Origin of the sequence: Bacteroides salyersiae (assembly GCF_031172035.1) — a bacterium.
Classification (GTDB): Bacteria; Bacteroidota; Bacteroidia; order Bacteroidales; family Bacteroidaceae; genus Bacteroides; species Bacteroides salyersiae.
Genome location: NZ_CP133452.1, coordinates 4,735,195 through 4,760,568 on the forward strand (window position 1 = coordinate 4,735,195; position 25,374 = coordinate 4,760,568).

Below are 25,374 nucleotides of genomic sequence, written 5' to 3' on the forward strand. Positions count from 1 at the left end.
AATATCCCGTCAGAACAGATCCGGCCCTCCTGTTATTCGTATCGCATGGAGCTGGCCGGATTTATCTTGGTAATCAGATAAGAAGGCCCCAACAACATTAGTACAGAAGCAAGCAAGGTACCGGCATTGATGAGCAGAAAAAGCCAAACATTAAAAGAGACAGGTACCGAATCGACATAATAACTTTCGGGATCCAATTTGAAAAGATGAAACTGTGACTGTATGAGACAGAATACCAATCCGATAGCATTTCCCCAAATCATCCCCTTGCCTATCAGGAATACCGAAAACCAAAGAAACACTTTACGGATCGTAAGGTTATTCGCTCCCAAAGCTTTCAGGATACCGATCATGTTGGTACGTTCGATAATAATAATCAGCAAACCGGAAATCATGGTAAAGCCTGCTACCCCGATCATCAGAATCAAAATCACCCACACATTCAGATCGAGCAATCCAAGCCACTCGAATATCTGAGGATTGGACTCCTCTATATTCTGCACAAAATATACACCGCCATATTTATCCGCCCGGTTATCCGTGCTTTCGGCCACCTCATAGGTGATGTCTGGCAAACGGTCATAATCCTTCACTTGCAACTCCGCACCGCTCACTTGATCGGGTTTCCAATTATTCAACCGGTTTACGGTATATAAATCCGTCAGCAGGAACAGGTTATCATATTCCGAAAAGTTAGTCTGATAAATCCCGGTAACGGTCAACGGACGAACCCGCACATTGTCCTGGATATAATAAGTAAATATCTTATCCCCCAATTTTAGCTTCAGCTTATCGACAAGTGCTTTTGATATGACCACCTGTCCGGTGGCAGCCGAATCGCTGAAAGCCGGAATCTCACCTTCCAACAGATTGTCACGAAAAAACGTGGCATCAAACTCCGGCCCTACTCCTTTCAGAACCATTCCTTGAAAAGCATCGTCCGTCTTAATCATCCCCGGCTTTGTGGAGTAACGCTGCACATGCTTTATGCCCGGATTAGCCACCAAAGCAGCCATCATACTGTCACCCACCACCACAGGATGAGTTTCGTATGACCGGACAGCATCGAAATTAGTAATCTGGATATGAGACCCGAAACCGGTCACCTTATTACGCACCTCCCTCTTAAATCCAATCACTACGGCCACCGTAATGATCATCACTGCCAAACCAATAGCAATCCCCACCATAGCGATGAGAACAGCCGGCCGCGATACCTGTTTCCCACCATCGGTATCACGATAAAGGCGACGAGCTATGAAGAGGGGAAAAGACATAGAAAATAGTGATTAGCGGGTTAGTGATAATTGATTAGCAATTTGAGTGACTGACGGGGTATCACCAATTCACTTCTATTTATTCCGTCTTCCCCGGATACGCCTCCAACGCCTTTTTAAGCACAAAGAGCGCGCGGTTCAAGTCTTCTTTCTTTAAGACATAGGCGATACGGACTTCATTCCGTCCGGCTCCGGGAGTAGTATAAAAACCGGAAGCAGGGGCCATAAAAACTGTCTGGCCTTCGTATTCGAAATCGGAGAGACACCAGGCACAGAATTTATCCGAATCGTCTACCGGCAACTTGGCTACGGTATAGAACGCTCCCATCGGAATAGGAGAATATACACCCGGAATACGGTTCAGGCCGTCAATCAGGCATTTACGACGTTCCACATATTCATCATAGGTATCACGCAGATAATCTTCATTGGCATCCAATGAAGCCTCAGCAGCAATCTGACCGATCAAAGGAGGACTCAGACGGGCCTGGCAGAATTTCATCACAGCATCACGTATCTCCTTATTTTTCGTGATCAAGGCACCGATACGGATACCACATTCAGAGTAACGTTTCGATACCGAGTCGATGAGCACCACATTGTTTTCAATGCCTTCGAGATGACAGGCAGAAATGTAAGGAGAACCGGTATAGATAAATTCACGGTAAACTTCATCAGAGAAGAGGAAAAGATCGTATTTCTTCACCAGATCACGTATCTGATTCATCTCTCTGCGAGTATACAAATACCCGGTAGGATTGTTCGGATTACAAATCAAGATCGCTTTGGTACGCTCGTTGATCAGTTCTTCGAACTTCTCTACCTTAGGCAAGGAAAAGCCCTCTTCGATGGTAGTGGCAATGGTACGTATTTTTGCTCCGGCAGAGATGGCAAAAGCCATGTAATTGGCATATGCCGGTTCGGGTACAATAATTTCATCACCCGGATTCAGACAGGAAAGGAATGAAAAAAGCACCGCTTCCGAACCTCCGGAAGTGATAATTATATCATCAGCCGTCAGGTTGATATTGAACTTTGCATAATATCCTACCAATTTCTCCCGGTAGCTGCGATATCCCGCACTCGGGCTATACTCCAATACTTTACGGTCAATATTACGTATGGCATCAATCGCGACCTGAGGTGTGGGCAGATCCGGCTGTCCGATGTTCAGGTGAAACACATGTACCCCTCTTTGCTTTGCTGCATCAGCCAAAGGAGCCAGCTTTCTGATAGGAGATGCAGGCATCTCGTTTCCGCGAATGGATATTGTTGGCATAATGTTATTTACTTATTTATCGATTTACTATTTTTAATTAGAGAGGGCAAATGTACACAATAAATCGGACACAGAGACATAAAAACTTTAAAAACCTTATCAAGGGTAAAAACGTTATGGTATTATGAAAAGAAAGCTATACATTTGTCATATACAAAACCCAAAACAATACCATAATGACCATAAACCTCATTACGTTTGCGTCACTACTACACAAACAGGCTTCTGCACTCAATTCGCACGAAGTGATATTGAATGAATTAGAGAAATATTTCACGGTCCGGTTTGTTAATTATGAGGATATCGACAAGCTGAGCAGTGATGATTTCAAAATCATCTTCATAGCCACCGGCGGAGTAGAAAAACTGGTTATACAACATTTTGAATCTCTCCCCCGCCCTGCCATCCTTCTGGCAGACGGCATGCAAAACTCACTCGCAGCAGCGCTTGAAATATCTTCTTGGCTCCGTAACCGGGGTATGAAAAGCGAAATTCTCCACGGAGAACTCCCATCCATCATAAAACGTATACAGATTTTATATAATAACTTCCAGGCACAACGTTCTTTGTACGGAATGCGTATAGGCGTTATCGGGACACCTTCTTCATGGCTCGTAGCCAGCAACGTAGATTATCTGCTGGCCAAACGCCGTTGGGGAGTGGAATACATCAATATCCCCCTCGAACGGGTGTACAAAATTTACGAACGCATCAATGACAATGAGGTGGGTGCTTCCTGCGCTGCCGTCGCTTCGCAGGCACTGGCTTGCCGGGAGGGAACTCCGGAAGACATGCTAAAAGCAATGCGTCTCTACCGGGCTGTGAAAAGAATATGCAAAGAAGAAAAGCTGAGTGCAGTCACTTTAAGTTGTTTCAAGATAATAGAGCAGATCGGCACTACCGGCTGTCTGGCATTGGCTATGCTGAACGATGAAGGTATCCTTGCCGGATGTGAGGGTGACCTGCAATCCATATTCACGTTGTTAGCAGCCAAAGCATTGACCGGAAAGGCCGGATTTATGGCTAATCCTTCCATGATCAATGCCCGAACCAATGAGATTATTCTGGCTCACTGTACCGTTGGATTAAAACAGACGGAAAAGTATGTGATCCGTAATCATTTTGAAACGGAAACAGGGATCGGTATTCAAGGAATTTTGCCTACAGGAGACGTCACCATCCTAAAATGTGGTGGAGAATGCCTGGACGAATATTACCTTTCCACGGGCACACTTACCGAAAATACAAACTATATCAATATGTGCCGCACACAGGTACGCGTCAAACTGGATACGTCTGCCGATTATTTCTTAAAGAACCCGTTAGGAAATCATCACATTCTGATACACGGAAATTATGAGACGGTACTCAATGAGTTCCTGCAAGCTAACTCCTGTAAAAGAACGGAATAGAGAGGAAAGAATCAGACGCTTTCCCAAAAATCTTCTCATCCCTACTGACTCAAAAAAAGAGACCGTTCATATACTTGCCAATATACAAGTATTATGAATGGTCTCTTCTTTTATCATGGATGATCTCTCTTTTTGAAATGACGAAAGAAACTGAATTTATTCTTCCATTACCCACTCCTCTATATTTCTGGCCTTACTACTAAAACTCACACCTATCTTGAACAGCCGTCGAGGATCATTTTGAAAAGATTGCCCGTAACGTTTCTCATTGATTTGCGCCAAAGCCTCTGCAGCCGTAGCGTCCTGTTTGAATTCCATAAGGTAGATATAATGATCGGTTGTCAGCACCAAGTCCACACGCCCCCGGTTCGTATGGTATTCCACCCGAACATAAAAGCCCATCATCTTGAACACGATAAAAAGCACGTTCTGAAAAAACAACTCCACATTACGCTGCGGCTCCTGACCGACAATCACCTCGTAGGGAGCATCCGCAAAGAATCTCTGCAGACGACGGAAAAAACCGTCCACTTTCGCATGTTCCACCTCAGATACAAACTTGCGGATTTCAAACGGTGCTTCAGATTCACTCTTGTCTGTATAGAAAAGCATCAGATAATTCAAAAAGCCTTCCTCTACTTCCTGATTAGGATAATCCAACGTATAAAGTCTAAAACGGCTGTCGTAATCCTTTATAGTCAGATATCCGCTCTGATAGATAACAGGAATGAGATGGGTACCTTCCGAATCGATACTGTCCAGCACATCTGCCGTAACCTCCACTCCCTGAATTTCTTCCAACCGGTAATTATGCTTTTTCAGCAGGTAAACCAAGTAAGAGGGAGTACCTGTAGCAAACCAGTAATTGCCGAATGCCATAGAGTCGAACGTATTGAGCAGGCTGAAAGGATTGTAGATACCGGGAGTGTTGAAATTAAAATGATAGCCGTCATAACGTTTCTTCATTTCAAGGCACACGCTATCATAATCCATATTCTGCGCTTCGGCAAGAAGATGCAGGTCTTTGTCAAAATACTTGTTCTATCGCCAACCCTTTAAACAGTTCACGTTTTCCTAAAAAATAGGCTTCAAGGGTGGAAATCAGCAGACTTTTACCGAAGCGGCGCGGACGACTCAGAAAATAGTAACTGCCGGTGGTCACCAGCCGATGTACCCATGCGGTCTTGTCCACATAGACATAACCGTCTTTGCGCAGCTTCTCAAAATTCTGTATGCCAATAGGATAAATTCTTTTTTCCATATATTTTTATTCTCTATAAAGATAGGCATTTCCTGTTTACTTTCAATCTTTCCACCGGAAATGATTGGCCTTTTTCTCTTTCACTTTGCCAAATCACATTCCACCCACTTTCCCTGATGCATCTCCATCACCGTACTGAATCCTGCACGTTTCAAAGCCGCCAGCGCTTCCGGACGTCCGGCATTGATTTTTTCGGGATAATGGGCATCACTATTCACCATCACACGGATACCCAATTCTTTCAACAACGGAAAGTAACGTTCGTTCGGAAAAAATGTGCCGTAAAGATGATAAGCCTTGGAATTGATTTCAACCATATACCCTTTTTCTGCGATCCGGGCGAAATAATCCTGCATCAGTTTCTCATACCACGGTTCGTCCAACAGGCCGGGACGATAGCAAGCCGAATTATAATGCATCTTGTCCGCATGCCCTAAAATATCAAAACCACCCAACTCGATCATGCGAAGCTGACGGTCGTAATAAAGACGGATCACCCGATCGAGATCGCCGCCGAAATGCCCGTCTACTATCTTACGAAATACTTCGGGAGCCACATCGACATCCACCACTTCTCCTTTGTCATTATACAACAGATGCACGGAACCGATGCGATAATCCAACGGCAATTCCCGGAAACGGGAAACCGACGGATTGCTCTCTTCATTCAGATAATCGATTTCCAGGCCGACATAAAATTCGATCTTGCCGGCATACTTCTCCCTTACCCGGCGAAACTCCTCTAAATAATCCTCCATACTGTCCCATTCCATCGTCCATGCAGTGGGAAAAGGTAACGGCGCATGTGATGAAACACCATACGATGTAAATCCTTCACTTATGGCAAAGCGGATGAAAGAGTCCATATCGGCACGTCCGTCACAATAAAGGCAATGGCTATGATAGTTCGTCAGGTTCATGATTCTATTTCGCTTAATTCCAACCAACGCATAGTTTTCTCATCAATCAGATCATTCACTTCGGGCAGGCGTTTCGACTTCTCCGTAAGCTCGTCTACAGAAAGCGTACCACTGCAAAGCTGCTCTTCAATAAGCGCTTTCTCTGTTTCCAGCTCTGCTATCTCCTTTTCCAACTGCTCGAATTCACGTTTCTCCTTGAAACTCATTTTACGTTTTTCATTCAGGCGCACACGTGCAGTCTTCTCTTCCTGGGATTTCTCGGTCTCTTTCTCCTTCTGGGACTTGGCTTCTTTCCAATCACGATAATCGCTATAATTTCCGGGGAAATCACGAATATCTCCCTGACCGTTGAATACTAACAGGTGATCTACCACCTTATCCATGAAATAGCGGTCGTGAGACACCACAATCACACATCCTTTAAAGTTCTGAAGATACTCTTCAAGAACATTCAGTGTAATGATATCGAGGTCGTTGGTCGGTTCATCCAGTACCAGAAAATTCGGGTTACGCATCAGTACGGTGCACAGATACAACCGCCGACGCTCTCCCCCGCTCAGTTTATAGACATAGCTGTGTTGGGTTTCGGGAGTAAACAGGAAATGTTGCAAAAATTGTGAAGCAGTCAATTTCTTACCGTTACCTAATTCGATAACCTCCGCGATGTCCTGCACCACGTCGATCACCTTCATCTGTTCGTCAAACTGCAACCCGTCCTGAGAGTAATAACCGAAACGAACCGTTTCGCCTATATCCACCGTACCGCTATCGGGCTGTACCTCTCCCATCAGTATCTTGATAAAAGTAGATTTCCCTGTCCCGTTATTGCCGACAATACCCATCTTTTCATAACGGGCAAAAATGTAAGAGAAATCATCCAATATCTTCAGATCACCAAAACTCTTATAAAGATGATCCGCTTCGAATATCTTGCTGCCAATGTAGGATGCCTTTACATCCAGTTTTACATTGTCATTATTGAAACGCTGCTTGGCCACTTTCTCTATTTCGTAAAAAGCATCCTGCCGGTACTTCGCCTTATGTGCGCGTGCCTGTGGCATGCGACGCATCCAGTCGAGTTCCGTACGATAAAGGTTATTAGCACGCTCTATCTCCACACTTTTTGCTTCGATCCGTTCCTGCCGTTTTTCCAGATAATAGCTGTAATTTCCTTTATACTGATACAACTGCCGGTTATCGATCTCTATAATCTCGGAGCAGACACGATCCAGGAAATAGCGGTCGTGCGTCACCATCAACAAGCTTAGGTTTGTGCGCCGCAGGTAATCTTCCAGCCACTCCGTCATATCCAGATCAAGGTGATTGGTAGGCTCATCCAGAATCAGCAGATCGGGCTCGGTAATCAAGGCATTCGCTAAAGCCACGCGCTTTAGCTGTCCTCCGGAAAGATGTTTCACCTGCTGGTCGAAATTACGGATTTTCAATTGCGACAGAATCTGTTTAGCCTTCTGCTCATATTCCCATGCTTTCTCATGATCCATGCGTACCAGCAAATCTTCCAGTCCCGGATGTCCCTCCGTTTCCATGCAATGCTCGTATTCCTTGATCAGTTCTACCACACTGTTGCCATGATGGAAGCAGGCTTCCAGCACAGTCAGTTCTTCGGGATATTTCGGATCTTGCTCCAAATAGTCTACACGGAGATCCCGACGGAAAACAATATTCCCGTTATCATATCCCTCCTTCCCGGAAAGTATATTCAGAAGGGTCGTCTTTCCCGTCCCGTTTTTAGCGATCAGTCCGATACGCTGCCCTTCGGCAATACCGAAAGATATATTTTCAAACAAAACTAAATCTCCAAAGGATTTAGTAAGATTATCTACTTGTAAATAAGGAACCATAAAATCAGTAATTTAGTAGTAAATGGTTAAAAGGAGCTGGTGGGTAGGTAAGAGGTTTAGCAGGTAAGTGATTTAGTAGTTAAGTAGTCAAGTAGATAAGTAGTAAGTAGTAGATAGTTTAAGTAATAAATAGCAATTAAAAATATAGGAGTGAAAGATCGCATTAAAATCCATAGCCCCCTACACGCTGCACAGCTACTTAACTACTTAACTACTTAACTACTTAACTACTTGACTACTTAACTACTAATTCTATACTGCCGATTTAAACACTTCCTCCACATCACACGTCTCGTCATTTTTCACTTTACTCCAAAACAGTTTCAGAGGATCGATGAGTTTTCCATCTTTATATTGCAGTACGGGCACTTCCCGGTTACCATCGATTAAAGTCATCCATTCGAATCCCTCCGCTTCATTGACCAATATGGTACAGACAGTGATGCCGATAGCCAGCCATTCTTCCTTCTTCTTTTTTCCTATCACGCCGCTATCAATCACCTGCTGGAGTTTCGGTAAATCTTCTTCCAAACCTTGGAAATCTTTTTTCAATTCCTTCTTTACGGTATTCACTGTCCATTCATACCCCTCATTAATCACGTAGATCTCGGACAAACGCACGGGAATCACTTCCGCCGGGTACTTCTGTCCGTCTTTGCGTATATCCAACGTACTGATCACTTGTTCCGCTTCTTTCACGCTTCCACCTTTAGGCACGGTAAACGAACATTCGAATGCTACATTCCCAATGCCGGTAATCCAAAGGTGAGTGGTATAATAAGCCCCCTCTTCCTGAAACATTTCTTTACTGTAAGCACATGCTAATTTTCCGATTTTCACCAATGAAGCCGAAGGATTCTCTTTTAGCTCCTGCTTCACAGCTTCTTTGCCATAATCCATGGCGCCGCGTGTAGCAGCATCCGCCTTGAAAGCCGAAATCCGGAAATTCCCTGTCCAGGTATCGGGGTTGTAAAATAGAAAGGAACCTTCACCGTCTTCAAACTCATTCCAATCTGAAGGATAAACCATGGTGAACCACGCTCCCGGAGAAATAAATTTCTTACCTTGTATCATCTTATTTTGTTTTTTCTTCTACTCAACAGATATTTCGACAAAAATAACACTCCCGAAGCGGATATGCAAAAAACAGGAAACAATAAATGTTGTCTCATTTGTTTTTCCTTCAAAGAACCTCTATCTTTGGAGCAAATGCAATAACTAAAACCGCAAGAATATGAAAACATTCGCAGTACTTGTCACTCTATGGCTAAGTGGCATCCTGGCAATCTCCGCACAAGAAGACAACAACTCCCGCTACATCGAAGTGACCGGCAGTTCCGAAACGGAAATCATCCCGGACGAAATTCATTTTATGATTACCATAAAGGAATACTGGCAGGAAGAATTCGAAAAAAAAAGCAAGCCGGAAGATTACCAGACCAAAGTACCCGTCAATGAGATTGAACATAACCTGATGAGCGCCTTAAAGCAAGCGGGTATCGCTCCGTCGGATATTCAGACCAAAGAAGTAGGTGATTACTGGCGCGAACGTGGAAAAGATTTTCTCATATCCAAAACCTTTGATATAAAGTTACAAAATCCCGACCAGATCAACCGGATCATACAGACAGTAAATACCAAAGGGATTCAATCGATGAACATCGGCGAACTAAAAAATAAAGATTTGCAGGAATACCGCAAACAAGGAAAAATAGAAGCCTTAAAAGCAGCACGCCAAAAGGCGGATTATCTGGTGGCGGCAATGGGACAGAAACTCGGGAACGTTCTCCGTATCGTAGAGCCGGAAGAACGGAGCTTCAGCTATTTCCAACCACAGTCGGCTATGAGCAACGTGGCAATACCAAGTTATGACAGTAATCCGGAAAATTTCAGAACGATCAAGCTCAGATACCAGATGACGGCCCGTTTTGAAATACTCCCTGCCGAATAGTTACCCCACACGGAGGAAGATCTTACTTCCCTATCGGCTGGATTTTCCTCCGTACCTCTTTTGATATTTCCAGAAACATGTAGTTCAACCTACCGGAATGAATACCTTCTTCATTCTCCTTATATTTCTTGTTGGCATACTGTTTCGACTTCTCAAAAGTAAGCAGAGACATCTGGTTCTGAGATTTTCCCACCATGGTAGAGTCCAATTGCTCATCCGGAAAAAAGTCGTCCAGATCGACATCACCGATCATCGTCGTTTCCAGGAAATTCATATCCTGATGGGAACTGTCCGTATAATATCCCACAAACATATGCCCCGGCGTACGCACCAGAATCGGATCGATATTGATGGCACGAAGCAGAGAAGCGAACAACACGCTGCCATCCACACAGTTTATCTGCGACGATTCCAAAGCATCATCGAACGTACGTACCCGTTGTGAGAAAACCACATTACTGGATAAGCTGGTATTAGACACCGAACTGTAACGGAACTTACGCTTCTGCAACACGTTCCAAAGGGCATACACCTGTTTATCCACCGCATCCGCCTTTGCATTCTGATATCCTAAGAAACGATTCACAATCCGGGTATTCAATGCTTCACGCAGCAATTTATCGATCATCGGATTCTCTTCATTGACATAGGCGGCAAAGAATATGCCGGTATCATGGAATTTCGTACCGTTAGTGACGTATCCTAACAGACATTCATTGATACTTCGCACCGAAAAGGTACGTACCCTCTGCCCCAGATCATCCCCATTCATCTCTACCGTTACCGCTACACTGACCGGTTCTGCCTGCACGTTATTCTTCAACGCTTCGTAGTTCCAGATAATATCGGGATAAATCGTATATTCCCTATGCGGTTTCTCAAGGATAAACTCGGATACGGAACGTGAAAAGAAAGGAGTCTCCGCCACTTCAATACGTACCCGGCTATACGCCGAACGGGATTTCACCCTGATGGCGATGCACGATTTCGGATTACCGATATAAAAAGAATCGGACGGTTCGATGACCTGGGCATCGGTAGTAGCCACAGACAGGATAGCAGAAGGAAAGATGTTTCCTCCCAAATCATCCGTTATTTCAAAACCGGAACTGAAAGAGGCATATTTATAGATGGACATTCCTGTCACAATAACAAATAATATGGCAATCACTCCCAGCACTTCCCGCTTTCGCTGCTTCAAATCTATCTTTATCATTTTTCCCTCTACTTTTTTTGTAGCACATACAAAGGTAAAAAAATAAAATCGATAGATTGAATGAAATACAACATTTAAGAAAAGGTTGTATTTCTCATCGGATGCCTGCCCTACCCTTATTTCATTTTTTTAGGTTCATATCAGTAATATTCGCTCTTTTTATTCATGAATATGGCTTATCTTTGTCCATTTCTAAAAACAGACTCCAAATACATTGACTTATGCCGACATTCTTCATTATTCTTATCAGCGTATACCTCGCAGGAAACATTTACATATTTATCAAAGGATTACGGGCACTGCCTACCTGCCATTCGGGAATAAAAGTAGCAGCAGGCATTCTGTTCTGGTGCGGTGCCTTGTCACTATTCGGCAGTTTGCTGAGCCGCAATGTAGAAATGCCCTCTTTCATTTCGCATACGATGTACGAAATAGGTACAGGCTGGTTGATATTCACCCTATACATGGTGATATTCCTGTTGTTGACCGACATACTGAAACGATTCTATACGCCTTTCAGATACGGATTTCCCGTGTCATTGCTGTTAACATTCATCCTATTGGGATACGGATACTACAATTACCGCCATCCGAAAACGAATGCAGTCGATATAACAATCAACAAACCGTATGAAAACAACTCGCAACCGATAAAAATCGTAGCTGTAAGCGATATTCATTTAGGATACGGAACGGGAAAAAGCGCCTTGAAAAAGTACGTCGATATGATTAATGAACAGAAGCCGGACCTTATACTGATCGGCGGCGATCTGATCGACAACAGTGTCGTTCCCCTCTACACCGAAAAAATGAGCGAAGAATTATCAGAATTAAAAGCACCGATGGGTATCTACATGGTTCCCGGTAATCACGAATACATCAGTGGCATCGACGAAAGTGCCCGGTTCATAAAAAGTACTCCGATACAACTCCTGATAGATTCGGTGGTAACTTTGCCCAATGGCATACAATTGATAGGACGTGACGACCGGCATAACCCCTCCCGCCGTTCCTTACAGGAATTGATGGAGAATATCGATAAAAGCCGTCCCATCATCCTGCTGGATCACCAACCCTATAACCTGACAGACGCAGAAGCTGCCGGCATCGACCTGCAATTCAGCGGGCATACCCACCACGGACAGGTGTGGCCTATGAGTCTGGTTACGGATTATATCTATGAACAGAGCCACGGCTACCGCCAATGGGGAGACACGCACATATATGTATCCAGTGGATTATCACTATGGGGACCTCCCTTCCGGATAGGAACAGAGAGCGAAATGGTGGTGTTCGAACTGTCTGCCGGAAGTACCGACATCTCAAATACCTCATCGCCATTACTTTAATAATCCCTTTTTATGAAAAACCACAAATTGTAACGTAATTGTAACACGTGTTTCACCCCGTCGTAACAAAAATCACCCACCTTTGCTGCGAAATAAAATAAAAGATTATATTTGTAATGTCATATAAACAGAGAATACAATGAACGATTACCGCATTTTAGTTGTCGACGACGAAGAAGACCTTTGTGAAATCCTGAAATTCAATCTTGAAAATGAAGGTTATGAAGTAGATACTGCCAATTCCGCCGAAGAAGCTCTGAAAATGGATATCAGCAGTTATCATTTGCTATTGCTGGATGTGATGATGGGAGAAATCTCCGGATTCAAAATGGCTAATATACTGAAAAAAGATAAAAAGACGGCTCATGTACCTATCATCTTCATCACCGCCAAAGACACGGAAAATGATACGGTGACCGGCTTTAACCTCGGTGCGGACGACTATATCTCGAAGCCTTTCTCCCTGCGTGAAGTGATAGCACGCGTAAAAGCGGTTCTGCGGCGTACCGTTACCCCCGAAACCGAAAAAGCACCGGAACAGATCACTTACCAGACGTTGGTAATCGACATTACAAAAAAGAAAGTTAGCATAGACGGAGAAGAAGTGGCACTGACCAAAAAAGAATTCGAAATCCTATTCCTGCTATTACAGAACAAAGGACGGGTATTTTCGCGCGAGGACATCCTTGCCCGCGTATGGAGCGATGAAGTATACGTACTCGACCGTACGATCGATGTCAACATCACCCGTCTGCGTAAAAAGATCGGCATATATGGCAAGCGGATCGTCACCCGCCTGGGATACGGATATTGCTTTGAAACAGAATGAAATAATGAAATAATGTGCCAATCGGGCAATGTGCCAATGTGCCAATTGACTGCGCCATAAATGCGTGATAAAGAGACACACCACATAGCCCTCCTATTTTTCATTCCTTCATTCTTTCATTTTTTCATCATTCCACCATGAACCTACCTGTCAATCAAAAGCATTTTCTTTCATTCAGCCGGAAGCTCTTTCTTTCGGTCATATCATTGTTTCTGGTTTTTGCCGCTTGCTTCATTGCTTATCAGTACCAACGGGAAAAAGAGTACAAAGTAGAGCTTCTTCATTCCCAATTGCAAGACTATAACGCACGTTTGAATGAAAAGATAGATACGCTTTCGGGCATCCGGAATGAAATGAATGAGTATATCAATAACCACGCATTGCAAGATTTACGCGTGACAGTTATCGATCTCCAGGGAAATGTATTGTATGACAGCTATAAAACAAACAACTCCCTTTTAGAAAACCATATCACTCGCCCGGAGGTAGAAAAAGCATTGGCAACCGGTAGCGGATTTGATGTTCGCCGTACTTCGGAAACAACAGGAGTACCTTATTTTTATTCGGCTACTCTTTACAATGATTATATCATACGCTCGGCATTGCCTTACAATGTCAGCCTGATTAACAATCTGAAAGCCGATTCGCATTACCTCTGGTTCACTGCTATTGTGACCCTGTTATTGGTCGTCATCTTCTACAAATTCACCAATAAATTAGGTACCTCCATTAGTCAGTTGAGAGAATTCGCCATGCGTGCCGACCGGAATGAGCCGATCGAAATGGCCATGCAATCCGCTTTTCCCCATAACGAATTGGGAGAAATATCACAGCACATCATCCAGATATACAAACGACTGCACGAAACCAAAGAAGCCCTTTACATCGAACGGGAAAAACTGATCACCCATCTGCAAATTTCTCACGAAGGACTTGGTGTGTTCAACAAAGATAAAAAAGAAATTCTTGTCAATAACCTCTTTACCCAATATAGCAATCTCATCTCTGACTCCAACTTAGAGACAGCCGAAGAGGTGTTTACAATCAATGAATTGAAAGAGATCACCGACTTTATCAACAAAGCCCCTAAACGGCCTTCCGGTAAAGAAGAAAAACGAATGTCTATCACTATCAATAAAAACGGGAAAACATTTATTGTAGAATGTATCATCTTTCAGGATATGAGCTTCGAAATAAGCATCAATGACGTGACGATGGAGGAAGAACAGATACGCTTGAAACGCCAGCTAACCCAAAATATCGCACACGAATTGAAAACTCCCGTAAGCAGTATTCAGGGATATCTGGAAACCATCGTCAACAACGATCACATCCCACATGATAAAATAAACGTATTCTTGGAACGCTGCTATGCACAAAGCAATCGTCTGAGCCGCCTGTTACGCGACATCTCGGTGCTGACCCGCATGGACGAAGCAGCCAACATGATAGATATGGAAAAGGTGGATATCAGCGTACTGGTCACCAATATCGTCAATGAAGTTTCTCTGGAACTCGAAGAAAAGCAGATCACAGTGGTCAACTCTTTGAAAAAAGATATTCAGATACGGGGTAACTATTCGCTATTGTATTCCATTTTCCGAAACTTGATGGATAATGCCATTGCCTATGCCGGTACCAATATCCAAATCAATATCAACTGTTTCCGCGAAGACGAGAATTTCTATTATTTCAGTTTTGCCGATACCGGCATAGGAGTATCTCCGGAACATTTGAACCGCCTGTTCGAACGATTCTACCGGGTAGATAAAGGCCGTTCACGTAAATTGGGCGGTACCGGGTTAGGGCTGGCCATTGTGAAAAATGCGGTAATCATACATGGCGGTAGCATCTCTGCCAAAAACAATCAAGGCGGAGGACTGGAATTCGTATTCACGTTAGCAAAGGAAAGATAAAAAGCATCCGGCAACAAGGAAGTTCTTCTTCCAGAATTAAATTTACACCTAACAATGACAGCCAAGATTCAATAAAGCACCTCTTGTCATATTACCTAACCATCTTGTTCGTTTCTCTACGAAAAACGACCCGTTTCCCGTAGAGAAACGAGATGAAACTCGTAGAGAAAAGACTTGTTTCTCTACGGGCAAAAACAATATTATATAGCACTCTGATAAACAAAGCATTACAAACAAAACAAGTTGTTATACATTTTCATTTCAAAACAAATCGTATCACTGTATTTTCAAATCTTACTTTACAGCACAAATATTTACACCAATTATATGGAGCAATATAAATAAGAAGAGATTTAAGCTATCGTCACAATAAAAAGGAAAAATAAAACGGATTCTTGTTGTTTCGACGGAATAATCGCATAATTTTGTAGAACGATTAAAACAAGAGAAATGAATTATATAAAACATCTTCCGATAGCTCTCGTATTCTGTCTCTTTTCCTGTAAAAACGGAAAATCTTCAAGTCAAGTATCCTATATACCACAAGATACCCTCACTGCCTTTTATTTACCGGCTATACCGGCCATGCTGAACACTCCCGAACTACGGGCGGATTTTCTGGTGAAGCATTATTGGGACAATGTAAACTTTGCCGATACAAACTATATCCATCATCCTGATATTACGGAACAGGCCTGGGCCGATTACTGCGATTTACTGAATCACGTTCCTTTGAGTACGGCGCAGGAGGCGATAAAGAAAACAATCGCCCGAACAGAAACCGAGAAAAAAGTTTTCGATTATATCACCGGACTGGCCGACAAATACCTTTATGACCCGAATTCCCCTTTAAGAAATGAAGAATTTTATATTCCGGTGCTGGAAGCAATGATCTCTTCATCTGTTCTGACAGAAACAGAAAAAATCCGTCCTCAAGCACGCATAGAGATGGCATACAAAAACCGGGTCGATACAAAAGCGATCGATTTTACCTATACATTAGAATCGGGTGCGCAAAGCACACTCTATAAAATAAAATCCCAATACACCGTATTGTTTATCAATAACCCGGGCTGCCATGCCTGTACGGAAAACATAGAAGCACTAAAAGACTCTCCTATTATCAATGAGTTGATCCAAAAGAAACAGCTGGCAGTAATTGCCCTCTATCCGGACGAAGAACTGGACGAATGGAGACGACACCGTGATGAGTTTCCCCAAGAGTGGATCAACGGATATGACAAATCACTTACCATCAAAACCCAAAATCTATATGACCTGAAAGCAGTACCCACCCTTTATCTGCTGGATGCAAATAAGAAAGTGCTATTGAAAGATGCCACCGTGCAAGCAATAACCCAATATCTGATGAAATAAAGTATACTCCATACAGTCCGGCAAAGTATATTATAGCTAAATAGATTATGGATAGATAAATGATGTATCGGCACAATAATAAGTCCGTACCATTCCTTTGCCATTCTGAATATTCTTTCTATCTTTGCCACGCATTGGTTCATAGTCTTCCTTCGGAAGATGTGATTAAAAAGGGAATCAGGTGCAAATCCTGAACAGTCCCGCTGCTGTAAGTTCCATAAAAACGTTACGGACAACTACCTTTAGCCACTGGGAAATCCCGGGAAGGCGTCCGCCACAGGAACAAGTCAGAAGACCTGCCATGCAATCTTTTCATTGCTTTCGTGGAAAAAGCGTTGAGTCTAATGAACCGGATAAATTCTATCCATCATTTCATTCATCACTCTGATTCAGAGAAAGTATAATTTACAAATAAACTCTGCCAAGTTTATTGATGTGTCCGGTCGAAGTGATTTCGCCCGGACATTTTAATCAAAACTGATTAGATGAACAGATTGAACCGGATCTTTGAATACAAATTTTTCAGTGCAGTAGTTTACTGCCTTTGCCCTGTTGCATTACTTTCCGCCCAACAGCAGAAGGTAGATACGACACATGTTTATTCTATTCCCGAAGTAGTGGTTTCCGACCGATATCAGACACGGGAAGTACGCGCAACGGCACCCACCCAGATATTTTCCAAAGAAGAATTAAATAACTTGCATGTATTACAGGTTTCCGATGCTGTAAAACACTTTGCAGGAGTAACTGTAAAAGACTATGGAGGCATTGGCGGATTGAAAACCGTATCCATCCGCAGCTTGGGAGCACAACATACGGCCATAGGATATGACGGCATTGCCATAACCGACTGCCAGACAGGACAAATCGACATCGGACGCTTCTCCTTGGATAATGTAGACCGCCTTTCGCTCAACAACGGGCAGAGTGATAACATATTCCAACCGGCACGCTTTTTCGCTTCCGCAGGTCTACTGAATATCCAGACACTGACCCCGCAATTCAAGAATAATAAAAACACCCATATCATCGGTTCGTTCAAAACCGGTTCTTGGGGATTGGTGAATCCGTCCGTACTGATAGAGCAGAAATTAGCCCGGAAATGGGCACTATCTGCCAATGCCGAATGGATGTCGGCAGACGGCCACTACCCTTATACCCTCTATTATGGCGATAAGGATGATTTAACCTCACGCGAGAAAAGAAAAAACACGCAAGTGGAAAGCCTGCGTGCCGAAGCCGGCCTGTTCGGTAACCTCTCCGACAACGAACAATGGAGGCTGAAAGCATACTACTACCAATCGTCTCGCGGGTTGCCCAATGCCACTACCTTCTATTACGACTTTGCCAACCAACACTTGTGGGATAAAAACACGTTCGTACAAAGCCAATATAAAAAAGAATTCAACCGGAAATGGGCATTCCAAGCATCGGCCAAATGGAATTGGAGTTATCAGCGTTACCTGAACCCTGATTATGCCAGTTCAGCCGGTAAAGAAGATAACAGTTATTACCAACAAGAATACTATCTGTCTGCTTCGGCACTCTACCGGGTATTGGATAATCTGTCTTTTTCTCTTTCCACAGACGGTAGCATCAATACGCTGAATGCCAACTTAACCGATTTTGCTTATCCTACACGATATTCATGGCTGACCGCACTCGCCGGAAAGTACGTGAACGAATGGCTTACGCTCTCCGCTTCGGCATTGGCCACGGTCACCAATGAAAAGGTGCAGCAAGGCACCAAAGCGGATAATCACCGCAGACTGACCCCTTACGTCAGCGCTTCTTTCAAACCGTTCAGGAGTGAAGAGTTCCGTATCCGCTTCTTCTATAAAGACATTTTCCGGTTACCCAATTTCAACGATCTGTATTACAGCCGGGTAGGAACGAGAGATTTGCGTCCGGAAAGCACCCGGCAGTATAATGTAGGCATTACGTACAGTAAATCTGTCTGCACATTTCTGCCCTATGTATCGGCCACGATAGATGCCTATTACAATAAAGTGACGGATAAAATAGTCGCTATTCCCAACAAGAACATTTTTGTATGGACCATGACCAATCTGGGAAAAGTAGATATAAAAGGTTTGGATGTCACCGGAAGCATATCCTTGCATCCAATGGAGAAATTACAAATCAACCTTTCCGGAAACTATACTTACCAACGTGCACTGGATGTCACCAGTGCAACAGACAATACTTATAAAAAGACTTATAAACACCAGATCGCCTATACTCCGCGTGTATCCGGTTCGGGGCAGGCAGGCATCGAAACACCCTGGATCAACCTGTCCTACGCTTTCCTCTTCTCGGGCAAACGCTACACACAAGGAGAAAACATAAGCCAGAACCGTCTGGATGGCTATAGTGACCACAGTCTTTCGGCCAGCCGCAATTTAAAAATACGCGATATAAATACATCACTCAGCATCGAGGTACTCAACCTGCTGAACAAGAATTACGAAATCATAAAGAGCTTCCCTATGCCGGGACGTTCGGTACGTGCAACATTGAAAATTACTTATTAAAATACATATATCTTATGATGAAATATAAATATCTCATATTATTCGTATTCGGCTTGCTAATTCATGCCTGTGATGATATTACAGATAAAGATAGCCCCGAAGACAACGAAGGGAGCAACACAGAAACCGGAACCGCCGGTATTTATGTATTGAGTGAAGGACTGTTTAACCTGAACAACAGTACGCTCATGTTTCATTCACTCAAAAACGGACAGACGGACACTGATTATTTCCGCAGTAAAAACCATCGAGGATTGGGCGATACCGCCAATGATATGGCTATTTACGGCAGTAAGCTCTATATCGTAGTGAATGTTTCGAGCCAGATCGAGGTAATAGACCGGGCATCAGGACTCTCTCTGAAACGGATACCGGTACTGAATGAGAACGGTAGTTCGCGTCAACCGCGTTACATCGCTTTTCATAAAGACAAAGCATATGTCTGCTCGTTCGACGGCACTGTGGCCCGCATAGATACCACCTCATTGGAAATCGAAGAGTATGCCACAGTAGGACGGAATCCGGACGGAATTTGCGTGCAGGGAGATAAACTCTATGTATCCAATTCCGGAGGGTTGGATTGGGACGGAATTGGCGTGGACAACACCGTGTCCGTAGTCAGCACAGAACCGTTCAAAGAAATAAAGAAAATACAGGTAGGTTACAATCCGGGGCGGATCAGGGCGGACAATTACGGCCACGTCTATGTGGCAACACGCGGTAAAGACATCAGTGCGGGCGATTATAACTTTGTTCAGATAGACACCCGCACGGATGAAGTGAAACAGATTTATGACGAAAAGGTAATGAATTTTGCCATCAACGACCAACTTGCTTACTTATATAATTTCAACTACACCACACAGGATTCGCAGATAAAGGTATTCAACCTGCAAACGGGAACTACCCTGCGCGAGGATTTCATTACAGACGAGACCGAGATCAACACCCCTTATGGCATCTATGTCAATCCGTATAGTGGAAATATATACATTACAGACGCCTATAACTATTTGGTAAGAGGTGATGTACTCTGTTTCAATCCACAAGGAAAATTAATATACCGTCTCACTAATATCGGACAAAATCCCAATACAGTGGTTTTCTCCGACAAAGATACGCAAAGTGGCAACGACGATCCGGATACCCCGCAGGCAGCCGCCTTCGCCAACAAAGTATTGGAGTATCGCCCTGCCCCGACACAGTTCATGAATACCACCGCCACCGCTTATAAGGAGGGGTTTACCTATCAGCAAGTATTGGAATATGCTACGGAACTGTTATCAGACCGGAATGTATGCTTACTTTCATTAGGTGCTTTCGGGGGATACATCACAGTAGGTTTCGACCATACTGTACCTAATGTATCGGGCGAATATGATTTCAAGATATACGGGAATGCCGCCTATGACATATATGGCACCAATGAAGACAAACCCGGCGGAAGCGCAGAACCGGGCATCGTACTGGTTTCCAAAGACACCAATGGAAACGGACTTCCCGATGACGAGTGGTATGAACTGGCAGGAAGCGAATACAACTCCCCCTCCACCATCCGGAATTATGAAATCACCTATTACCGTCCTGAACTGCCCGGAGACAATGTACAATGGACGGATAACCAAGGTGGTCAAGGAGAGATAAAAAGAAATGACTTTAATACCCAAGACTCCTATTATCCGCAATGGATAGAAGAAGACCGGATCACCTTCTCCGGAAACCGCTTAGCCGACAATGCAGTAAACGAGCCACGTCCTGACATGCCGGAACATTGGGTAGGCTATTGCTATGCTTGGGGATATGCCGACAATCACCCGAATGATACGGAATATTCTAAATTCAAAATCGATTGGGCAGTAGACAAAAACGGTAATCCGGTACATCTTGACGGAATTGATTTTGTAAAGATATACACGGCTGTCAACCAAGACTGCGGATGGACAGGAGAAATATCAACAGAGATACAGGCAGTGGAAGACCTGCATTACAATAAATAGAAATATTTTATTATCAATAATTACATTTAAAAAACAACATGAGAAAATTAAATTCTTTTTTCAGCAGACTATGTATGGTAATGCTATTGGCATTACCAATGGTATTTGCATCTTGTGAAGATGATGAGGACAGTGGAAATATGGTTCAAGACCATAGCTTTTATGTAGTCAACGAAGGACAGGGTAACGGTTCTATCTGCTTTTATGATAATGATGGAATCTGGCATAATAACATCTATCAGGAAAATAATCCCGGTGAAAAATTGGGAGTAACCTCGACAACTGCTGTATTCTATAATGGAAAGGTTTACATCGTATCCAAAGATAACCCGTGTTTGGTAGAAGCCGATGCTGCCACTTTCAAGAAAACATCTTCTATAACCAAAGCTGTTATTGATGATAATCAAGCGTACAACTTTGCAGTGATCAACAACACTACCGGTCTTATAGCAACTGGCCGTGGAGCATATAAAACAGCAATCAATCCGTTGCCGGCCGAAGGCACAAAAGCAGATAAAATAATAGACGGCTTTTGTAGAGACATATACGTATCCGGAGATTATTTATTTGTCATCGTAGACAATACTGTTAAAGCATATAAATCAAATGACTTCTCCTATATAAAAGATTTAGGAACCGCCAACACTGGTTTTGCCAAAGCGAAAGACGGCTCTCTTTGGGCAGCTAACGAGAACCAACTGGTAAAAATTAACATCAAAGATCTGACATTTGAGATAATCGATCTACCGGAAGGTTATACAGTAAACTATAATAGTGCTGCATATACTCCCACATGCTTGTGTGCATCAATTTCTGAAAATGCTTTATATTTTGTCCAAAAGGATGGATGGACTCCTAAAAAAGCATATAAATATGATATTGATAACAACTTAGTTACAGAATTAGTTTCTGATCCAAATGGGTACATGTTTTATGGTGCAGGACTAACCGTAAATCCTAAAAATGGATATGTATATGCAACATTAATTAAAGGTTATGGGCAAGACGCTTTAAGCAATACGATTATAATAGTAAATGGTGAAACAAAAGAAACAGTAGAAACCATCGATTATTCCGGCAGCTTCTGGTTCCCGTCTCAGATTGTATTCAAATAAAAACTACATTACAAAAACAAAACAAAGAAACTGTTTAAAATTTTACTCCAATCATGAAAAAAAATATAATATTAATAGTTATAACTATTTTGTTCCTATCATGCTCAGATAATGAGATTATTCCAGAAGTTATAATACCAGAACAATCTACCCCAACAACCAGAAGTGTTGGGGATGGTAAATATGATGCACTAGGCTTCGGATATAATTGTTTTTATTCTAATTTTTCAAATCCTCTTTATGCAAAAGCTCAAGTTATTGACCTCCAAAAATTAGAAGCAGGTATAGGTACGGATCAACTAACAGGAAAGAAATTTATATTTAATCCATCCAAAATAATAGAAGCTCAACTACATGGATTAACAGAATCTAGAACAGCTTATGGAACATCCATAGAAAAATTAACAGAAGATATGAGGTTCTATATACACACATCATTAGATCAAAAAAAAATAATAAAACTTTTTTCTTTAGATATAGAAAGCACCATCACTAATAGTAGTAATTATCAGGAGCTAAACTCATTCTACAAAGTCGATGCACTAAAAGCAACAAGAAGACTAACCTTGCCATATACAAATCCCGCGCAATTAAAATATTTTTTAACTGATGAATTTTTATTTGATTTAAAAAACTTATCTGGCAAAGACATTGTTAACAAATATGGAACTCATGTTATGACAGATATATTATTAGGAGGCAATTTTTCTGCATTATATACTGGAAAATACAAATCTTCTGGAAGTACTAGTGGAAAAGAATTTAAGACCAGTGCCAGTTTCTTAATGTCATCTATAAAAGGAGAGACCAAATTTGATAAAACAACATTTAAAAGTTTTACTAATGTCAATGTATACATCAAGACACAAGGAGGCAGAAATGCAGTTTCCACAATTATAAATCAAACAGGAGATGGAACTTTAGGAAACTTCTCTATCGATTATAATAGTTGGATAAATAGTGTAGATATAAACTCTGAATCATTAATTGGAATAGGTAATCCTGATACAGAAATATATTTCATAAGCAGTTTTATTGAGCATCCATTTATCAGAATGGGTATTGAAGAAGCCCTACTATCTAAAGAATCCGGTTGTTTTACTTTGTCTAAACCCAATAATAAAGAAGAATGTTATTTATGTAAAAGGATGGATCAAGATTATAAAAAATATGGATTAATAGTACCGAAAGAATACCCATCTGGTGCAACAGTTCAAACTTCAGTAGCTATGCAATATGAAAAAGCGGGAAAACATTTTCGTCTTAAATATCCATATGGAATAATCGATCCCCAACCAATCAATAAATATCTATCCAGTTCATTTGATTTGGTACCTTTCCAAAATAGTGACACTCAACTATGGAATATATATGTAAATGATAAGAATAACTCCGAAATATTACTACAAAATGTAGCAACAGGATTATACCTTTCTGCCAAAGATGGAGAATTTCATAATAAACCCAATAAAGAAGAAATACAGGATTTTTATTTGAAATTTTCAATTATGTAATTAAACATCATAAAGATAGCTATATACATAATTATTTATTCACAATTTTCATAAAAGCTAATTGGACTTATATTAAATCCAATTAGCTTTTCTTATTTTAAAACAGCAAAATGTCAGTACTTTATTGCATATTCCAAAGGTTTTCCTTAAATTCGACGAATAAAACCAAATATCTAAGAATATGGAATTACCTTTTGCAGAATCATGGAAAATCAAGATGGTAGAGCCTATCCGTAAAAGTACCCGTCAGGAACGCGAGCAATGGATAAAAGAGGCGCACTACAATGTATTTCAACTGAAAGCCGAACAAGTATACATCGACCTTATTACCGACTCCGGTACGGGTGCCATGAGTGACCGTCAATGGGCAGGAATGATGTTGGGAGACGAGAGCTATGCCGGCGCTTCTTCCTTCTTCAAACTGAAAGAAATGATCACCCGGCTCACCGGTTTTGAATATATCATACCAACCCATCAAGGACGCGCAGCCGAGAATGTATTGTTCTCCTATTTAGTTCATGAAGGAGACATCGTACCGGGAAATTCGCATTTTGATACTACCAAAGGACACATCGAAGGGCGCAAAGCCATAGCATTGGACTGCACCATTGACGAAGCCAAACAAACCCAATTGGAAATCCCCTTTAAGGGCAATGTAGACCCTGTCAAACTGGAAAAAGCATTGCAGGAACATGCCGACAAAATTCCCTTTATCATAGTAACCATCACCAACAACACAGCAGGCGGACAACCCGTTTCCATGCAAAACCTAAAGGAAGTACGCGCCTTGGCCGATAAATACAAAAAGCCGGTACTTTTCGATTCGGCACGTTTTGCCGAGAATGCCTATTTTATTAAAACACGGGAAGAAGGATATACCGGGAAAACAATCAAGGAAATCACACGGGAAATGTTCGATCTGGCCGACGGTATGACTATGAGCGCAAAAAAAGACGGTATCGTCAACATGGGAGGTTTCATTGCCACCCGCCACAAAGAATGGTACGAAGGTGCCAAAGGATTCTGTGTACAATTCGAAGGCTATCTTACCTATGGTGGAATGAACGGACGGGATATGAATGCCCTTGCCATCGGCCTGGACGAAAACACGGAATTCGATAATCTGGAGACACGCATTCATCAAGTGCAATATCTGGCAAAAAAACTTGATGAATACGGTATTCCCTATCAACGTCCTGCCGGTGGGCACGCCATCTTCGTAGATGCCCCAAAGGTATTGACTCACGTCCCCAAACAAGAATTCCCGGCACAAACACTGACTGTTGAACTGTATCTTGAAGCCGGCATACGCGGATGTGAAATAGGTTATTTATTGGCAGATCGTGATCCGATAACCCACGAAAACCGTTTCAACGGATTAGACCTACTACGCCTTGCTATCCCACGTCGTGTTTACACCGATAACCACATGGATGTAATTGCCGCCGCACTCAAAAACGTATACGACCGCAGAGAAGAAATTACACGCGGTGTACGCATTGCATGGGAAGCTCCTCTGATGAGGCACTTCACAGTACAATTGGAAAGAATTGAATAATGTGCCA

The 25,374-nt window shown here is 42.5% G+C and carries 17 protein-coding genes, 1 pseudogene and 1 riboswitch; of the genes and pseudogenes, 11 read left to right on the forward strand and 7 right to left on the reverse strand.

The window, feature by feature from the left end; all coding sequences use genetic code 11:
- Positions 1–32: 32 nt before the first annotated feature.
- Together RB604_RS18110 and RB604_RS18115 are read right to left on the reverse strand one after the other, a co-directional pair.
- On the reverse strand, positions 33–1,277 hold the full coding sequence (locus RB604_RS18110) for an ABC transporter permease (RefSeq protein ID WP_007481798.1): 1,245 nt from the start codon (positions 1,275–1,277) through the stop codon (positions 33–35).
- Positions 1,278–1,356: 79 nt separating this feature from the next.
- Positions 1,357–2,556 carry a pyridoxal phosphate-dependent aminotransferase gene (locus RB604_RS18115; RefSeq protein WP_005930543.1) on the reverse strand — a complete coding sequence of 400 codons (1,200 nt, stop codon included), beginning with the start codon at positions 2,554–2,556 and terminating at the stop codon, positions 1,357–1,359.
- A 176-nt stretch (positions 2,557–2,732) separates the two neighbouring features.
- On the opposite strand from RB604_RS18115, the gene RB604_RS18120 reads away from it, so the two are divergent.
- Positions 2,733–3,968 (forward strand): hypothetical protein, encoded by a 1,236-nt coding sequence (locus tag RB604_RS18120; protein WP_007481795.1) that lies wholly within the window; start codon positions 2,733–2,735, stop codon positions 3,966–3,968.
- Between the two features lie 156 nt (positions 3,969–4,124).
- Here RB604_RS18120 and RB604_RS18125 read toward each other — a convergent pair.
- From RB604_RS18125 to RB604_RS18140, 4 genes and pseudogenes are all read right to left on the reverse strand, one after another.
- A pseudogene (locus RB604_RS18125) lies at positions 4,125–5,229 on the reverse strand (PD-(D/E)XK nuclease domain-containing protein).
- Positions 5,230–5,309: 80 nt separating this feature from the next.
- Positions 5,310–6,149, reverse strand: coding sequence for a histidinol-phosphatase (locus RB604_RS18130; RefSeq protein ID WP_007481789.1), 840 nt, complete (start codon positions 6,147–6,149; stop codon positions 5,310–5,312).
- The gene (locus tag RB604_RS18135) at positions 6,146–8,011 is read right to left on the reverse strand and encodes an ABC-F family ATP-binding cassette domain-containing protein (RefSeq protein ID WP_007481786.1); all 1,866 of its coding nucleotides are present in this window, start codon (positions 8,009–8,011) and stop codon (positions 6,146–6,148) included. The genes RB604_RS18130 and RB604_RS18135 overlap by 4 nt, the downstream gene beginning before the upstream one ends.
- Before the next feature lie 252 nt (positions 8,012–8,263).
- Positions 8,264–9,085 carry a DUF3805 domain-containing protein gene (locus RB604_RS18140; protein WP_055294136.1) on the reverse strand — a complete coding sequence of 274 codons (822 nt, stop codon included), beginning with the start codon at positions 9,083–9,085 and terminating at the stop codon, positions 8,264–8,266.
- A 160-nt stretch (positions 9,086–9,245) separates the two neighbouring features.
- Between RB604_RS18140 and RB604_RS18145 the strand changes: the two genes are divergently transcribed.
- Positions 9,246–9,962: an SIMPL domain-containing protein gene (locus RB604_RS18145; RefSeq protein WP_055294138.1), complete on the forward strand. Its 717-nt coding sequence runs from the start codon at positions 9,246–9,248 to the stop codon at positions 9,960–9,962.
- 22 nt (positions 9,963–9,984) lie between these two features.
- Here the strand turns inward: RB604_RS18145 and RB604_RS18150 are convergent, their stop codons facing one another.
- Positions 9,985–11,178 (reverse strand): hypothetical protein, encoded by a 1,194-nt coding sequence (locus RB604_RS18150; protein WP_122282031.1) that lies wholly within the window; start codon positions 11,176–11,178, stop codon positions 9,985–9,987.
- Positions 11,179–11,399: 221 nt separating this feature from the next.
- Between RB604_RS18150 and RB604_RS18155 the strand changes: the two genes are divergently transcribed.
- The 9 genes from RB604_RS18155 to tnaA all read left to right on the forward strand — a co-directional run bounded on the left by RB604_RS18155 (position 11,400) and on the right by tnaA (position 25,367).
- Complete coding sequence (locus tag RB604_RS18155; RefSeq protein ID WP_055294142.1) at positions 11,400–12,527, forward strand: metallophosphoesterase; 1,128 nt, start codon at positions 11,400–11,402, stop codon at positions 12,525–12,527.
- Positions 12,528–12,666: 139 nt separating this feature from the next.
- On the forward strand, positions 12,667–13,356 hold the full coding sequence (gene phoB, locus RB604_RS18160; protein ID WP_005930519.1) for a two-component system response regulator PhoB: 690 nt from the start codon (positions 12,667–12,669) through the stop codon (positions 13,354–13,356).
- A gap of 137 nt (positions 13,357–13,493) precedes the next feature.
- Complete coding sequence (gene phoR, locus RB604_RS18165; protein ID WP_005930517.1) at positions 13,494–15,272, forward strand: two-component system sensor histidine kinase PhoR; 1,779 nt, start codon at positions 13,494–13,496, stop codon at positions 15,270–15,272.
- A gap of 450 nt (positions 15,273–15,722) precedes the next feature.
- Positions 15,723–16,649: a DUF5106 domain-containing protein gene (locus RB604_RS18170; RefSeq protein WP_055294144.1), complete on the forward strand. Its 927-nt coding sequence runs from the start codon at positions 15,723–15,725 to the stop codon at positions 16,647–16,649.
- A gap of 118 nt (positions 16,650–16,767) precedes the next feature.
- Positions 16,768–16,967, forward strand: a riboswitch (cobalamin riboswitch).
- Positions 16,968–17,134: 167 nt separating this feature from the next.
- Complete coding sequence (locus tag RB604_RS18175; protein ID WP_021936384.1) at positions 17,135–19,183, forward strand: TonB-dependent receptor plug domain-containing protein; 2,049 nt, start codon at positions 17,135–17,137, stop codon at positions 19,181–19,183.
- Between the two features lie 17 nt (positions 19,184–19,200).
- Positions 19,201–21,180 (forward strand): YncE family protein, encoded by a 1,980-nt coding sequence (locus RB604_RS18180; RefSeq protein WP_055294333.1) that lies wholly within the window; start codon positions 19,201–19,203, stop codon positions 21,178–21,180.
- 38 nt (positions 21,181–21,218) lie between these two features.
- Positions 21,219–22,295, forward strand: coding sequence for a DUF5074 domain-containing protein (locus tag RB604_RS18185; RefSeq protein WP_007481777.1), 1,077 nt, complete (start codon positions 21,219–21,221; stop codon positions 22,293–22,295).
- Between the two features lie 53 nt (positions 22,296–22,348).
- Positions 22,349–23,809 (forward strand): MAC/perforin domain-containing protein, encoded by a 1,461-nt coding sequence (locus RB604_RS18190; RefSeq protein ID WP_055294146.1) that lies wholly within the window; start codon positions 22,349–22,351, stop codon positions 23,807–23,809.
- 181 nt (positions 23,810–23,990) lie between these two features.
- Positions 23,991–25,367 (forward strand): tryptophanase TnaA, encoded by a 1,377-nt coding sequence (tnaA, locus tag RB604_RS18195; RefSeq protein WP_007481774.1) that lies wholly within the window; start codon positions 23,991–23,993, stop codon positions 25,365–25,367.
- Positions 25,368–25,374: the final 7 nt, after the last annotated feature.